This is a genomic window from Bradyrhizobium sp. USDA 4501 (assembly GCF_054062115.1).
In genome coordinates, this window is record NZ_JBSSEX010000001.1 from 5,665,388 (window position 1) to 5,679,499 (window position 14,112).

Annotated in this window: 17 protein-coding genes; 12 read left to right on the forward strand and 5 right to left on the reverse strand. The window is 65.3% G+C overall.

All coding sequences use genetic code 11. From position 1 onward, the window contains the following. The first annotated feature begins 42 nt into the window (after positions 1-42). The 10 genes from ACVWZM_RS25915 to ACVWZM_RS25960 all read left to right on the forward strand — a co-directional run bounded on the left by ACVWZM_RS25915 (position 43) and on the right by ACVWZM_RS25960 (position 9,113). On the forward strand, positions 43-1,959 hold the full coding sequence (locus ACVWZM_RS25915; protein WP_456855276.1) for a M3 family oligoendopeptidase: 1,917 nt from the start codon (positions 43-45) through the stop codon (positions 1,957-1,959). A gap of 268 nt (positions 1,960-2,227) precedes the next feature. Then, positions 2,228-2,380, forward strand: coding sequence for an aa3-type cytochrome c oxidase subunit IV (locus ACVWZM_RS25920; RefSeq protein ID WP_092080774.1), 153 nt, complete (start codon positions 2,228-2,230; stop codon positions 2,378-2,380). 144 nt (positions 2,381-2,524) lie between these two features. After that, positions 2,525-3,649, forward strand: coding sequence for a Re/Si-specific NAD(P)(+) transhydrogenase subunit alpha (locus tag ACVWZM_RS25925; RefSeq protein ID WP_229192827.1), 1,125 nt, complete (start codon positions 2,525-2,527; stop codon positions 3,647-3,649). Between the two features lie 11 nt (positions 3,650-3,660). Beyond that, positions 3,661-3,978: a proton-translocating transhydrogenase family protein gene (locus ACVWZM_RS25930; RefSeq protein ID WP_016841609.1), complete on the forward strand. Its 318-nt coding sequence runs from the start codon at positions 3,661-3,663 to the stop codon at positions 3,976-3,978. 43 nt (positions 3,979-4,021) lie between these two features. Continuing rightward, a complete protein-coding gene (locus ACVWZM_RS25935; RefSeq protein ID WP_028335992.1) occupies positions 4,022-5,419 on the forward strand; it encodes an NAD(P)(+) transhydrogenase (Re/Si-specific) subunit beta in 1,398 nt (465 codons plus the stop codon). Between the two features lie 10 nt (positions 5,420-5,429). After that, positions 5,430-5,600, forward strand: coding sequence for a hypothetical protein (locus ACVWZM_RS25940; RefSeq protein WP_199805310.1), 171 nt, complete (start codon positions 5,430-5,432; stop codon positions 5,598-5,600). Positions 5,601-5,615: 15 nt separating this feature from the next. Next, positions 5,616-6,434, forward strand: coding sequence for an alpha/beta hydrolase (locus tag ACVWZM_RS25945; RefSeq protein ID WP_057019010.1), 819 nt, complete (start codon positions 5,616-5,618; stop codon positions 6,432-6,434). Between the two features lie 53 nt (positions 6,435-6,487). Continuing rightward, the gene (locus ACVWZM_RS25950) at positions 6,488-7,585 is read left to right on the forward strand and encodes a calcium:proton antiporter (RefSeq protein ID WP_057019011.1); all 1,098 of its coding nucleotides are present in this window, start codon (positions 6,488-6,490) and stop codon (positions 7,583-7,585) included. 37 nt (positions 7,586-7,622) lie between these two features. Continuing rightward, positions 7,623-7,907, forward strand: coding sequence for a cupin domain-containing protein (locus ACVWZM_RS25955; protein WP_028340624.1), 285 nt, complete (start codon positions 7,623-7,625; stop codon positions 7,905-7,907). A gap of 264 nt (positions 7,908-8,171) precedes the next feature. After that, complete coding sequence (locus ACVWZM_RS25960; RefSeq protein ID WP_456855277.1) at positions 8,172-9,113, forward strand: hypothetical protein; 942 nt, start codon at positions 8,172-8,174, stop codon at positions 9,111-9,113. A gap of 48 nt (positions 9,114-9,161) precedes the next feature. Here the strand turns inward: ACVWZM_RS25960 and ACVWZM_RS25965 are convergent, their stop codons facing one another. Both ACVWZM_RS25965 and rpsU read right to left on the reverse strand, forming a co-directional pair. Then, positions 9,162-9,824 (reverse strand): tetratricopeptide repeat protein, encoded by a 663-nt coding sequence (locus tag ACVWZM_RS25965; protein WP_057019012.1) that lies wholly within the window; start codon positions 9,822-9,824, stop codon positions 9,162-9,164. Between the two features lie 113 nt (positions 9,825-9,937). Further along, on the reverse strand, positions 9,938-10,234 hold the full coding sequence (gene rpsU, locus ACVWZM_RS25970) for a 30S ribosomal protein S21 (protein ID WP_021078544.1): 297 nt from the start codon (positions 10,232-10,234) through the stop codon (positions 9,938-9,940). A gap of 264 nt (positions 10,235-10,498) precedes the next feature. Between rpsU and aqpZ the strand changes: the two genes are divergently transcribed. Then, positions 10,499-11,221, forward strand: coding sequence for an aquaporin Z (gene aqpZ, locus ACVWZM_RS25975; protein ID WP_057019013.1), 723 nt, complete (start codon positions 10,499-10,501; stop codon positions 11,219-11,221). A 173-nt stretch (positions 11,222-11,394) separates the two neighbouring features. On the opposite strand, the gene ACVWZM_RS25980 is transcribed toward aqpZ, so the two are convergent. Both ACVWZM_RS25980 and purE read right to left on the reverse strand, forming a co-directional pair. After that, complete coding sequence (locus ACVWZM_RS25980; RefSeq protein WP_168855438.1) at positions 11,395-12,501, reverse strand: 5-(carboxyamino)imidazole ribonucleotide synthase; 1,107 nt, start codon at positions 12,499-12,501, stop codon at positions 11,395-11,397. Beyond that, positions 12,498-12,986 (reverse strand): 5-(carboxyamino)imidazole ribonucleotide mutase, encoded by a 489-nt coding sequence (purE, locus tag ACVWZM_RS25985; RefSeq protein ID WP_028335999.1) that lies wholly within the window; start codon positions 12,984-12,986, stop codon positions 12,498-12,500. The genes ACVWZM_RS25980 and purE overlap by 4 nt, the downstream gene beginning before the upstream one ends. 145 nt (positions 12,987-13,131) lie before the next feature. Here purE and ACVWZM_RS25990 point away from each other — a divergent pair, with 145 nt between their 5' ends. Further along, positions 13,132-13,857: a GGDEF domain-containing protein gene (locus ACVWZM_RS25990; protein WP_057019015.1), complete on the forward strand. Its 726-nt coding sequence runs from the start codon at positions 13,132-13,134 to the stop codon at positions 13,855-13,857. Here the strand turns inward: ACVWZM_RS25990 and ACVWZM_RS25995 are convergent. Then, complete coding sequence (locus ACVWZM_RS25995; RefSeq protein ID WP_018268738.1) at positions 13,852-14,103, reverse strand: hypothetical protein; 252 nt, start codon at positions 14,101-14,103, stop codon at positions 13,852-13,854. The genes ACVWZM_RS25990 and ACVWZM_RS25995 overlap by 6 nt on opposite strands. Positions 14,104-14,112 lie beyond the last annotated feature (9 nt).

Sequence of the window (14,112 nt, forward strand, 5' to 3'; positions counted from 1 at the left end):
CGCCGCCGACATCTTTCCGACTGAACTAAGGTTACGAACAAGATGACCTCGCGCTCCAAAACTGCATCCAACAAGTCTGCCCTCAGCAAGGCCGCTCTCCGCAAGGAAGCCGCGTTGCGCAAAACGGCCGCGCAACGCAAATCGTCCGCAGGCGGTCCGGCGGCGAAAAAGGCAGCCAGCAAGACCGGCAAGCTTCCGGAATGGAATCTGGCAGATCTCTACTCCGGTATCGATGCGCCGGAGGTCGCACGCGACTTGCAGAAAATGGACGCAGATTGCGTCGCGTTTGAGACCGACTACAAGGGCAAGCTTGCCGAAAATACCGCCAAGGAAGGCGGCGGAAAGTGGCTGGCCGAGGCGATCAGGCGCTATGAGGCGATCGACGATTTGGCTGGCCGTCTCGGCTCTTACGCCGGCCTGGTCCATGCCGGCGACAGCGTTGATCCCGCGATTTCGAAATTCTACGGCGATGTCTCCGAGCGGCTGACCGCCGCGTCGGTGCATCTGTTGTTCTTCTCGCTCGAGCTCAATCGCGTCGACGACGACGTGATCGAGCGCGCGATGGCCGAACCCGAGCTCGGCCATTACCGGCCATGGATCGAGGATCTGCGCAAGGACAAGCCGTACCAGCTCGAGGATCGCGTCGAGCAGCTGTTCCACGAAAAGGCGCAAAGCGGCTACGCGGCCTGGAACCGGCTGTTCGACCAGACCATCTCCGGTCTGCGTTTCAAGATTGGCGGCAAGGAGCTCGCGATCGAGCCGACGCTGAACCTGCTGCAGGACAAGGCGGGGGACAAGCGCAAAGCTGCCGCGCAGGCGCTCGCCAAGACCTTCAAGGACAATGAGCGCAGCTTCGCGCTGATCACCAACACGCTCGCCAAGGACAAGGAAATCTCCGACCGCTGGCGCGGCTTCCAGGATGTCGCGGACTCCCGCCATCTCAACAACCGCGTCGAGCGCGAGGTGGTCGATGCGCTGGTCGCCTCGGTGCGCGCGGCCTATCCGAAGCTGTCGCACCGCTATTACGCGCTGAAGGCCGGCTGGTTCAAAAAGAAGAAGCTGCCGCACTGGGACCGTAACGCCCCGCTGCCGTTCGCGGCGACCGGCACCATCGCCTGGCCCGAGGCGCGCAACATGGTGCTGTCGGCCTATAGCGGCTTCTCGCCCAGGATGGCCGAGATCGCGGAGCGCTTCTTCAGCGATCGCTGGATCGATGCGCCGGTCCGTCCCGGCAAGGCGCCCGGTGCGTTCTCGCATCCGACCACGCCGTCGGCGCATCCCTATGTGCTGATGAACTATCAGGGCAAGCCGCGCGACGTGATGACGCTGGCGCATGAGCTCGGTCATGGCGTCCATCAGGTGCTGGCGGCGAAGAACGGCGCGCTGATGGCGCCGACGCCGCTGACGCTGGCGGAAACCGCAAGCGTGTTCGGCGAGATGCTGACCTTCAAGCGGCTATTGTCCCAGACCAGGAACGCCAAGCAGCGCCAGGCGCTGCTCGCGGGCAAGGTCGAGGACATGATCAATACCGTGGTGCGGCAGATCGCGTTCTATTCATTCGAGCGCGCGGTTCATACCGAGCGCAAGAACGGCGAACTCACCGCCGAGCGGATCGGCCAGATCTGGCTCAGCGTGCAGGGCGAGAGCCTGGGGCCGGCGATCGAGATCAAGCCGGGCTACGAGACGTTCTGGATGTACATTCCGCACTTCATCCACTCGCCGTTCTACGTCTATGCCTATGCGTTCGGCGATTGCCTCGTGAACTCGCTCTATGCGGTCTACGAGCACGCGTCCGAAGGCTTTGCGGAGCGCTATCTCGACATGCTCGCCGCCGGCGGCACCAAGCACTACTCCGAGCTGCTGCGGCCGTTCGGGCTCGATGCCAAGGACCCGAAATTCTGGGACGGCGGCCTGTCCGTCATCGCCGGCATGATCGACGAGCTGGAGGCGATGGGCTGAGGCCCATCGGCGTTCCGGCCGGGCCGGGCGGCAGCCGGTCCCGTGCCAGTTTCGTTCGGCGTTTTTTGCGCCTGGCGGCATGATCGTTCCATGATGCCTGCGTTTGGGAGGCCAATCCTGCCGAGGGGCTGCCGCGGCGTCGTCGCTCGAACGTGGATCGGGGACGATTTGCGCTTCAAATCGCCCGATCGGGACCGCGCCGTTGCCCTGCCTATCCGTTTGCGGTAATGGCTCGCGGAGGAACGCGAATTTCTGACTGGGGACAGCGATGGCAGACCATAGCGAAGTGGCCTACACGACCGCCGACGGCAACGATTACGTGGCGCATGAGCAGACCTATGAAGGGTTTCTCATGCTGGTCAAATGGGGCACCATCAGCGTCGCCATCATTCTCGCCTTGATGGCCTATTTCCTGGTCTGATCCTTAGATCGGCTAGCGGCGCCGCCGTCCCGCGGCGGTGCCGGAATTGCTGTCGAAACCCGGATGTAAAAACCGGGTATCCAAATCTGGCGAAAATAACGCTAGTTTGAAGACGCGTGCGCCGCTCGCGCCGCCGGAGGGCCCATGAAGATTGCCGTTGCCAAGGAAATTGATCCGTCCGAGCCGCGGGTTGCGGCCTCGCCCGATACCGTGAAGAAGTTCAGGGCACTCGGCGCCGAGGTCGCGGTCGAGCCGGGCGCGGGCATCAAGTCGGGCCTTCCCGATTCGGAGTTCACCGCGGTTGGCGCCACCGTCAGCGCGGACGCGCTCAAGGACGCCGACATCATCATCAAGGTGAAGCGGCCGGAAGCCTCCGAACTTTCCAAATACAAGCGCGGCGCGCTGGTCATCGCGATCATGGATCCCTACGGCAACGAGGCCGCCCTGAAGGCGATGGCCGATGCCGGCGTGTCCGCCTTCGCGATGGAATTGATGCCGCGCATCACCCGCGCGCAGGTGATGGACGTCTTGTCCTCGCAGGCCAACCTGGCGGGCTACCGCGCCGTGATCGAGGGCGCCGAGGCCTTTGGCCGCGCCTTCCCGATGATGATGACCGCCGCCGGCACCGTTCCGGCCGCCAAGGTGTTCGTGATGGGCGTTGGCGTCGCCGGCCTGCAGGCGATCGCGACCGCGCGGCGGCTCGGGGCCGTCGTCACCGCGACCGACGTGCGCCCGGCCACCAAGGAACAGGTCGAATCGCTCGGCGCGAAATTCCTCGCCGTCGAGGACGAGGAATTCAAGAACGCGCAGACCGCCGGCGGCTACGCCAAGGAAATGTCCAAGGAGTACCAGGCCAAGCAGGCCGCGCTGACCGCTGAGCACATCAAGAAGCAGGACATCGTGATCACGACCGCGCTGATCCCCGGCCGTCCGGCACCAATGCTCGTCACCGGCGAGATGGTGAAATCGATGAAGCCCGGCTCGGTGCTGGTCGATCTCGCGGTCGAGCGCGGCGGCAATGTCGAGGGCGCGAGGCCCGGCGAAGTGGTCGAGACCGATGGCATCAAGATCGTCGGCTACACCAATGTCGCAGGCCGTGTTGCGGCGTCGGCCTCGGGGCTCTACGCGCGCAACCTGTTCTCGTTCATCGAGACGATGGTCGACAAGGCCAACAAGGCGCTCGCGGTCAATTGGGACGACGAACTGGTGAAGGCCACCGCGCTGACCAAGGACGGCGCCGTCATCCATCCCAACTTCCAGCCGAAGTAAGGAGAGAAGCCATGGAGCATCTCGCGCAGGCCGTCGATCCGTTCGTGTTCCGGCTGTCGATTTTCGTGCTCGCCGTGTTTGTCGGCTATTTCGTGGTGTGGTCGGTGACGCCGGCGCTGCATACGCCGCTGATGAGCGTGACCAACGCGATCTCGTCGGTGATCGTGGTCGGCGCGCTGCTTGCGGTCGGCGTCGGCATGGTCTCGAGCGGTTCGGGCTGGGCCCGCGGCTTCGGCTTCGTCGCGCTGATCTTCGCCTGCGTGAACATCTTCGGCGGCTTCCTGGTCACCCAGCGCATGCTCGCGATGTACAAGAAGAAAGCCAAGTGAGCGGCAATCACCTCGGGGTGATGAGGATTTTGGGGGACCTGAGATGAGCGCCAATCTCTCTGCACTGTTGTATCTCGTGGCGGGGGTGCTGTTCATCCTGTCGCTGCGCGGCCTGTCGAGCCCGGCGTCGTCGCGCCAGGGCAACATGTTCGGCATGATCGGCATGGCGATCGCCGTCGGCACCACGCTGGCGAGTCATCCGCCGGCCGACGGCGTGGCCTGGCTGCTGGTGATCCTCGCGGTCGCGATCGGCGGCGGCATCGGCGCCGTGATCGCGCGCCGGGTGCCGATGACCTCGATGCCCGAGCTGGTCGCCGCGTTCCACTCGCTGGTCGGCATGGCCGCGGTGCTGGTCGCCGCCGGTGCGTTCTATGCGCCCGAGGCGTTCGACATCGGCACGCCCGGCCACATCCATCCGCAGAGCCTGGTCGAGATGTCGCTCGGCGTCGCGATCGGCGCCCTGACCTTCACCGGCTCGGTGATCGCGTTCCTGAAGCTGTCGGCACGGATGAGCGGCGCGCCGATCATCCTGCCGTTCCGCCACGTCATCAACATCGTGCTGGCGCTGGCGCTGGTGTTCTTCATCGTCGGCCTCGTGATGAGCGGCAGCGCGCTCGACTTCTGGCTGATCACCATCATCGCGCTGGCGCTCGGCGTGCTGATGATCATCCCGATCGGCGGCGCCGACATGCCGGTCGTGATCTCGATGCTGAACTCGTACTCCGGCTGGGCCGCGGCCGGCATCGGCTTCACGCTCGGCAATTCGGCGCTGATCATCACCGGCGCGCTGGTCGGCTCCTCCGGCGCGATCCTGTCCTACATCATGTGCCACGCGATGAACCGCTCGTTCATCTCGGTGATCCTCGGCGGCTTCGGCGGCGAGACCGCCGCGGCCGGCGGCGGCTCGGGCGAGCAGAAGCCCGCCAAGCTCGGCTCGGCGGATGACGCCGCCTTCATCATGAAGAACGCCTCCAAGGTCATCATCGTGCCCGGCTACGGCATGGCGGTGGCGCAGGCCCAGCACGCGCTGCGCGAGATGGCCGACATCCTGAAGAAGGAAGGCGTCGAGGTGAAATACGCCATTCACCCGGTGGCGGGCCGCATGCCCGGCCACATGAACGTGCTGCTGGCCGAGGCCAACGTGCCCTATGACGAGGTGTTCGAGCTCGAGGACATCAACTCGGAGTTCGCCCAGGCCGACATCGCCTTCGTGATCGGCGCCAACGACGTCACCAACCCGGCGGCGGAAGAGGACAAGACCTCGCCGATCTACGGCATGCCGGTGCTGCAGGTCTGGAAGGCCGGCACCGTGATGTTCATCAAGCGCTCGCTCGCCTCGGGCTATGCCGGCATCGACAACCCGCTATTCTACCGCGACAACACCATGATGTTGCTCGGCGACGCCAAGAAGGTCACCGAGAACATCGTCAAGGCGATGTAAGGCGGTAGCGATGGCGCTGAACCGGGAGTGGCATCGAGCGCATCGCATGCCGCTCCAGGCGACGCGCGAGCAGCGCATCAAGTGGCACGTCGCGCATGCGGCGGCGTGCGTGTGCCGACCGGTCCCCGACAGCATCAAGGCGGACGTCGAGAAGCTGCTCAAGCTCCGCGGCAAGACATAGCCGCGGCCACCGCTGATGGCACTGGCACTCGCAATCCTGAAATGGTTCCTGATCGCCGCGGTCGTCGTCTATCTCGGCGGGCTCGCGGTGCTCTACGTCAAGCAGCGCGAGCTGCTGTTTCCGATCCCGCCGGTCGGACGGACTGCGCCGGCAGCCGCGGGCCTTCCCGAAGCGGAAGAGCATGTCCTGACCACGGGCGACGGCGAGAAGGTCATCGTCTGGCACGTGCCGGCGAAGCCGGGCCGGCCCGTCGCGCTGTTCTTTCATGGCAATGGCGATTTCCTTGCCGGGCGCGTGGCGCGCTTCAAGGCCATCACGGCCGACGGCACCGGGCTGGTGGCGCTGTCCTTTCGGGGTTACGCAGGGTCGAGCGGGTCTCCGAGCGAGCAAGGACTGCTGCAGGACGCCGCGGCGGCCTACGCCTTCACCACCGCGCGCTACCGCGCCGAGCAGATCGTGGCCTGGGGATTCTCGCTCGGCAGCGGCGTTGCGGTCGCGCTCGCCGCCGAACATCCGCTCGGCAAGCTGATCCTCGAGGCGCCGTATACGTCGACGGCCGACGTCGCCGGCGCGCATTTCTGGTATGTGCCGGTCACCCTCCTGATGCGCGATCAATTCCACTCCGACCGGCTCATCGCGCAGGTCAAGGCGCCGCTCCTGATCATGCATGGCACCGACGATCCGGTGATCCCGATTCGCTTCGGCGAGCGCCTGTTCGATCTCGCCCATGAGCCCAAGCAATTCGTGCGACTGCCCGGTGGCGGGCACGACAATCTCGACGATTTCGGTGCGATGGCGACGGCGCGGCGGTTTATCGGCGCCGCAAGAGGCTGACGGCGGCGATTGTCTGTCGCATAATCGCGCCACCGAAGTGAGGGGACCCCACGATGAGTGCACACGGACCGATGCCGCGGTCGGCCTGGCTGTATCCCGTTCTGGCGGTGCTGTTGTTTGCCGCGGTCACGGCCACCGGTTACAGCTTCGCGCCATCGGCCGGGGGCTGGGTGTTTGCGGCGGTGCTGCTGGTCATTCTGTTCGGCACCGTGTTCGCGGCGGTCCACCATGCCGAGATGATAGCCGAGCGGATCGGCGAGCCGTTCGGCACATTGCTGCTGACGCTCGCGGTGACGATCATCGAGGTGGCGCTGATCTCGACCATCATGCTGGGCGAAACGCCGGCGCCGACCCTGGCCCGCGACACGGTGTTTGCGGTGGTGATGATCGTCTGCAACGGTCTGGTCGGGCTCTGCATCTTCATCGGCGGCCTGCGCTACAAGGAGCAGGATTTCCAGATCACCGGGGCGAACCTTTACCTCAGCGTGCTGTTCGTGCTCGCGACCATCACGCTCGATATGCCCAATTTCACGCTGACCTCTCCGGGCCCGGTGTTTTCCACGGCCCAGCTCGCCGTGGTCAGCATAGTGACCGTGCTGCTCTATGCGGTGTTCCTCTACACCCAGACCATCCGTCACCGCGATTATTTCGTCAGCGGCGCCAATGAGGCAGCGGCGCATGGCGAGGTGATGTCGGACCGCATGACGGCGATCAGCGTTGCACTGCTGCTGGTCTCGCTGCTGGCGGTGGTGCTGCTGGCGAAGAAATTCTCGCTGGTGGTCGATGTCGTTACCGTCAAGATCGGCGCGCCGCCGGCCTTTGCCGGCCTGGTGGTGGCGGCCCTGATCCTGTTGCCGGAGAGCGTTGCCGCTGTGTCGGCGGCGCGCAAGAACGACCTGCAGAAGAGCATCAACCTTGCGCTCGGCTCGTCGATCGCCACCATCGGGCTTACGGTTCCCGCGGTGGCCGTAGCCGCCTATGCGCTCGACAAGCAATTGGTGCTCGGGCTCAGCAACCAGCATATGCTGATCCTGCTGCTCACCTTCATGGTCAGCATGCTCACCTTCGGAACCGGCCGCACCAACATCCTGTTCGGGCTGGTTCACATGGTGGTGTTCGCCGTGTTCGTGTTCATGGTTTTCGTGCCGTAGAGCATGATCCGCTTAAAAAAAATTGGAGAAAATGACGATGCTCAGTGCCAAATCGGATGTGCAGGTGGATACGGCGGAAGTCCGGGTGACCGAATGGCGCCTCGCGCCGGGCAGCGCCACCGGCCACCACACCCATGAGATGGACTATGTCATCGTTCCGATCACGGCGGGCGAGATGACGATCGTGGCGCCGAACGGCGAGCGCTCGAAGGCGCAGCTCGGAGCCGGCAAATCCTATTTCCGCAAGGCCGGGGTCCAGCACGACGTGCTCAACGAGACGGCCAGCGAGATCGTGTTCCTCGAGGTCGAACTCAAGCCCTGACGCGGCGCGAGAACCAAGCAAGGAACCCTGCACCCGCCGAATGGCAGGTCCGAGCCGGTGCGGCTGTGGAAATTCATAACCCGTTAACGGCTGCGCGATGATCTAGCAGGCGGATGCGGCCTGCGCAGGGGACGCCTCCGGCTGAAACCAAAGCGACACCAAAGGTGACGTCGGAACGGGGGTTTGCCACCGATCCGACGCAGTTGATCCCTGAATGTGCCTCAAAGTTCCAGCATGTAATAGCGGGGTGGGGAGTGGCAGGTCATGCTGAGTTACCTGAAGAAATTCGTGATGGACATCTTACCCTCGGTGGCAGCGACCATCATCGGGGCGTACATCGTTAATCACTACATCGTGGCCAAGCCGGAAGCACCGGCAGCCGCAGCCTTGACCGCCGCAGTCGATCCCAAGGTAAATCCCAAGGCAGATCCGAAAGCCGCCGCCAAGCCCGCCACCGTCGTCAGCAGCCTCCCCGAAGCCGGCGTGAAGGCCAAGGGCATGTCCGAGCGCACGCTGATCGAGCGGTCGGCGTCCGAGAAGGCCACCGTCACCGAGAAGGCCACCGTCACCGAGAAGGCCACCGTCACCGAGAAGCCTGCCGAGAAATCGGCCGACCCCAAATCGGCCGATGTGAAGCCTGACGTGCCGGCCGATACCGCCAGCATCCTGGCCGACACCCGCCATCATCCGGCGGCGCCGAAGGCCGTCGCGAAGGTCGCGCCCGCCGCGCCGCAGCCGGCCGCGCCCGCGACGTCAGCCGCGCCGGTCGAGGCTGCTGTGACGCCCGAGGAAAGCCGCGACGCCAACGACCTCGCACGCGCCGCCATCGAGCGGCTGCGCAAGGAGCGTCCGCAGGAGGCGGCGCGGTCCCAGGATGCCACGCGCACCGATCTCGCCCGCCTGCCTGAGGCGCAGCGTCCGGCAGCCACGTCGGCGATCCGGCCGTTGCCGCCGCCGATCATGGTGTCGAGCCCGTCCACTGACAATGTCGATCAATCCTCGCAGCCGCGTCCGCCCTATGCCGCCGGCGGCCAGGATTCCAACCGGCTGACGCCGCCGGCCGACATTCCGGTCCCGGTGGTGCAGGCCCCGCTCGACCTGCGCGCCGAGGCGATCATGCCGGCGCAGAAGAACGAGCGCACGTCGGTGACCGACGACATGTTCTCCGGCATGAAGTCGATGTTCCACGCCGTCCTGCCGAAGTAGCCACAGCGCCGCTCGATCGTTTCTGACGGATTGCCTTCACGCCAAGGGCTAGCCGCCGGTGCGCGCCAGCCCGCTGCGCGCATTGCCGTCGCCTGGCCGCAGCGCGAGCGCGCGATTGTAGGACGCCGCCGCCTTGGCCTTGTCGCCGAGCCGCTCATAGGCCTGGCCGCGCGTGCTCCACGCCCCAACATTGCCGGGATCGGCCTGCACGGCCTCGTCGAGATCGCTGGCGGCCTGCTTGGCCTTGTCGAGCGCGAGGTAGCTGGTGGCACGGCCGACCAGGGGCTCGGCCCTCTGCGGCGACAGCCCGCTGGCTGCCGTGAAATCGTCGATCGCCTGCTGATGCTGTCCGCGGCCCTGATAGATCAGGGCGCGGCCGTAGAGCGCCTGGATGTTGTAAGGGTCGGCCGCCAGCGCCTGTTCGAACTCCGCCATCGCCTCGTCGAGCTTGCCGGAGCGCGCCAGCGCCTGCGCACGCGTGGTGTGATCCTTGGCGCTGTTGACGTCTTGCGGGGTGATGGTGTCGGCGGCGGGCTTGTCGGCGGTGGCAGCGGGCTTCGGCTTGTCGTCCGAGGAGCCCCATGAACCGAGGTCGAAGGAGCAGCCTGCGAGCGGCAGGCCGAGAAGCACTGCAATGATGACGAGATGCGGCGCGCAACGGCGCTGCGCCGGTCCTGGAAAGGGCGGGCGGGCTACCGGATCAGCCGTCATGCAAAATGCTCTTGCCGGTCGTTTTGCATGGGTACCCCGGAACGCGGCGTGCTTCAAAACGACAACGCGGGCCCGTGGCCCGCGCTGTTAGACTTCCATATCGGCAAAACGGTTCAGCGAGGGCCGCGACCGGCGCCTGCACCGCCCGGACGGCCGCCGCGGTCGCCACCGGGGCCAGCGCCGAACACCGGCTTCGGCTTCATCGGCAGCAGGCCTTCGCGCTGCAGCTTCTTGCGCGCCAGCTTGCGCGCGCGGCGCACGGCTTCGGCCTTTTCGCGAGCCTTCTTCTCAGACGGCTTTTCGTAGTGACCGCGGAGCTTCATCTCGCGGAAAATGCCCTCGCGCTGCATCTTCTTCTTCAGCGCCTTCAGGGCTTGGTCGACATTGTTATCGCGGACGAGAACCTGCACGCGGCATCCTCTTTTGAATTGATCGGTTCGGAATTCTGGCGAGGTGAAGGGACGGCAAAAGGCCTGCCTCTTAACCCTAGGCGCGCGCATGTATCAGACAAACGCGCAGATGTCCACCGGTCGAGTGACTTTCGGGCCTAGTAAAGCCACGAAATAGGACGAAAATGCCATTGTGCGGCCCTGATTTGGGTGGTTTGGCGCCCAGATGAGGGCCGCTCCCGGCGTTTTGGATAACCCGGACATTGGAAATAGGGGAGATGCGAGATGGAGATGAAGAAATACGCTGCCGAGGCCATCGGTACGTTCTGGCTCACATTCGCTGGTTGCGGCAGCGCGGTGATCGCGGCCGGCTTTCCGCAGGTCGGGATCGGCCTGGTCGGCGTGTCACTGGCCTTCGGGCTGAGCGTGGTGACCATGGCCTATGCGATCGGCCATATCTCGGGTTGCCACCTCAACCCGGCGGTGACGGTCGGGCTCGCCGCGGGTGGGCGTTTCCCGGGCGGCCAGGTGCTGCCCTACATCATCGCGCAGGTTGTGGGCGCAATCATCGCGGCCTGGCTGCTCTATGTGATCGCGAGCGGCGCGCCCGGCTTCGATGTCAGCAAGGGCTTTGCCTCCAACGGCTATGACGCGCACTCACCCGGCCAGTACAACATGGTGGTGTGCTTCATCACCGAGGTGGTGATGACCATGATGTTCCTGTTCATCATCATGGGATCGACCCATGGCAAGGCACCCGCCGGCTTCGCACCGCTCGCCATCGGCCTCGCGCTGGTGATGATCCATCTCGTCAGCATTCCCGTCACCAACACCTCGGTGAATCCGGCGCGCAGCACCGGGCCGGCGCTGTTCGTCGGCGGCTGGGCGCTGGGGCAGCTCTGGCTGTTCTGGGTCGCACCCCTGATCGGCGGTGCGCTCGGCGGCGTGATCTATCGCTGGCTCAGCGACGAGCCGACCGGCATCGTCGCCGGCGCGAAGACGGCGTGATCGGCGAGAGCGTTTTCGAGCGAAGTGGACGCCGGTTCGCGTGAAGAAAACGGGTAAACAAAAATCCAGAGCATCGGTTCTGATTCAATCAGAACCGTTGCTCTAATGGATCGTGGTTGCCACGATCCCATTTCCATCGATGCGACGAAGGCGGCTATCGGCCGCGTGTGGAATTATCCCTTGCGGGCCGGCGTCACTTCGGTGACGTGTCCCATCTTGCGGCCGGGGCGCGGCGTGCCCTTGCCGTACAGATGCACTGTGGCGCCGGGAACGGTGAGCCACTGCTCGTAGCTCAGGATGTCGTCGCCGATCAGGTTGGTCATGACGACGTCGCCGTGGCGCACCGGCTTGCCCAGCGGCCAGCCGGCGATCGCGCGGATGTGCTGCTCGAACTGTGAGATCGAGGCGCCGTCGAGCGTCCAGTGACCGGAATTGTGCACGCGCGGCGCGATCTCATTGACCAGCACCGTCGCCTTGCTGCCGTTGCCGGGCACCGCGAACATCTCCACCGCGAGCACGCCGACATAGTCGAGCGCCGAGGCGATCTCTTCGGCGATCGCGCGCGCCTGCGCGGCAAGCTCATCGGGGATCGCGGCCGGCGCGCGGGAAATTTTCAGGATGTGGTCGCGATGCTCGTTCTCGGTGACGTCGAAGCATTCGACTTCGCCGGACGCGGAGCGGGCCGCGATCACCGAGATCTCGCGCTCGAACGGCACGAAGGCCTCGAGGATGGCCGACTTGGTGCCGAGGTCCTCCCAGACCTGTTCGAGGTCATCGCCCTCGCGGATGATGGCCTGGCCCTTGCCGTCATAGCCGAAGCGGCGGGTCTTGATCACCGCGGGCAGGCCGATGCGTTCGATTGCCGTGCGCAGCGTGCCGACCGAGGACACGTCGGCGTAGTCGGCCGTGCCGATGCCGAGCTTGCTGATGAAATCCTTCTCGATCAGCCGGTCCTGCGTGGTCTCCAGGATCTTGTAGGCCGGCAGCACCGGGCGCCGCGCGGCGAGCACCATGGCGGTCGCGGCCGGGACATTCTCGAACTCATAGGTGACGACGTCGACATCGTTGGCGAACAGTTCGAGCGCCTCGACGTCGGCATATTCCGCGCAGGTCGCGTTCTGCACCACGTCGAACGCCGGGGAGTCCGGATCCGGCGAAAACACCTGGCAGCGGAGCCCGAGGCGCGCCGCGGCCATCGCCAGCATCCGGCCCAATTGTCCGCCGCCGAGGATTCCAATGGTGTCGCCCGGCTTCAGCTTCACTGCGTTCGAAGCCGTCACGCCGCGCCCTCCGGATGCTCGTTGACCGCGTCGGTCTGCTGCTTGCGCCAGGCCGCAAGGCGGGCCGACAGAGCCGGATCGTTGAGTGCGAGCACGCTCGCCGCGAGCAACGCGGCATTGATCGCGCCGGCCTTGCCGATTGCCAGCGTTCCGACCGGGACGCCGGCCGGCATCTGCACGATCGAATAGAGCGAATCGACGCCCGACAGAGCCTTCGACTCGACGGGAACCCCGAACACCGGAAGCTCCGTCAGCGCGGCCGTCATGCCCGGCAGATGGGCGGCGCCGCCGGCGCCGGCAATAATCACCTTGTGGCCGGCTGCCTTGGCGCCCTTGGCAAAGGCATAGAGCCGATCCGGGGTGCGGTGGGCCGAAACGATGCGCGTTTCGCAGGCCACGCCGAGCGCAGCCAGCGTCTCGGCGGCATGGCGCATGGTTTCCCAGTCGGACTGACTTCCCATGATGATGGCGATCGGAGCGGTCATCTCTTCAATTCTGTGCAGGAATCCAAAAGCATAGGCCGATTATAGGGACGGCCCGGGCGTCATCCAAGGCGTGGCAAGGGAGTTAGAATGGACTATCCTGTCTTGGTGAATCCCGGCAAGCCTTCATAAGCAGGCCTCAACAAGGATGCGCATGAAGAAGAAGACGACGTCGGCCGCCTCCGGGGCCGCGAAACGACGGAAAGGCGCGCCCGCCGCGCGCAAATCCAGGCCGGGCAAGACTGCAGCCAAGCGGGCTGGAACCAAACGGGCTGGAACCGGAGCTTCCACGCGAGGCGCGGTCGCATCCGGCGACAAATCGACCATCCGCAGCTTGCGGGCGCAGCTGGCGCGGGCGCAGGCCCGGATCGAGGAGCTGCAGGCCTCCGCCGAGACCGACTTCCTGCTCGACATCTTCAACCGGCGCGGATTCGAGCGCGAGCTCGCCCGTTCGCTCTCCTTCATCAAGCGTTATCAGGCCTCCGGTGCGCTGATCGTGCTCGACGTCGATCGCCTCAAGCCGATCAACGATGCCTTCGGCCACGCGGCGGGCGACGAGGTGCTGAAGGCGATCGTTGCCGCGATATCGGATCAGGTGCGCGCTTCCGATGTGATCGGCCGTCTCGGCGGTGACGAGTTCGCCGTGCTGCTGTGGAATCTCAGCGAGATCGATGCCCGCGCCAAGGCGGCTGCGCTGGAAGAGGCGATCGATCGGTTGACCTTCATGTTTCGTAACAGCCAGGTCACCGCAGGCGCCTCCGCGGGCGTTGCTATCCTTACCGCGCACTCGGATATCGATCGCGTGCTCGATGAGGCCGACCGTGCGATGTATGTGCGCAAGGCCCAGCGGCGCCACGAATCCCGAGAATTATAACGCGCTCAAATCCTCCGGCACATTTCCGTAAGCACGCAACAGCTTGGCATCGCCGAATTCGCCGATCGCAGGATCGCCGGTGCGGCTGAACGCGACGGCGCCGATGCTGCCGGGCATCCGCGACATGGTCTCCGCGCGGCGCAGCGCGACCGCCGAGCTCTGGCATTCCTCGGCATTGCCGGCGACCGGCGTGCCGTCATCATCCTGCATGAAGGGCAGTGCCACGTAATACGTTACATCGGCCATCGCTGTGCT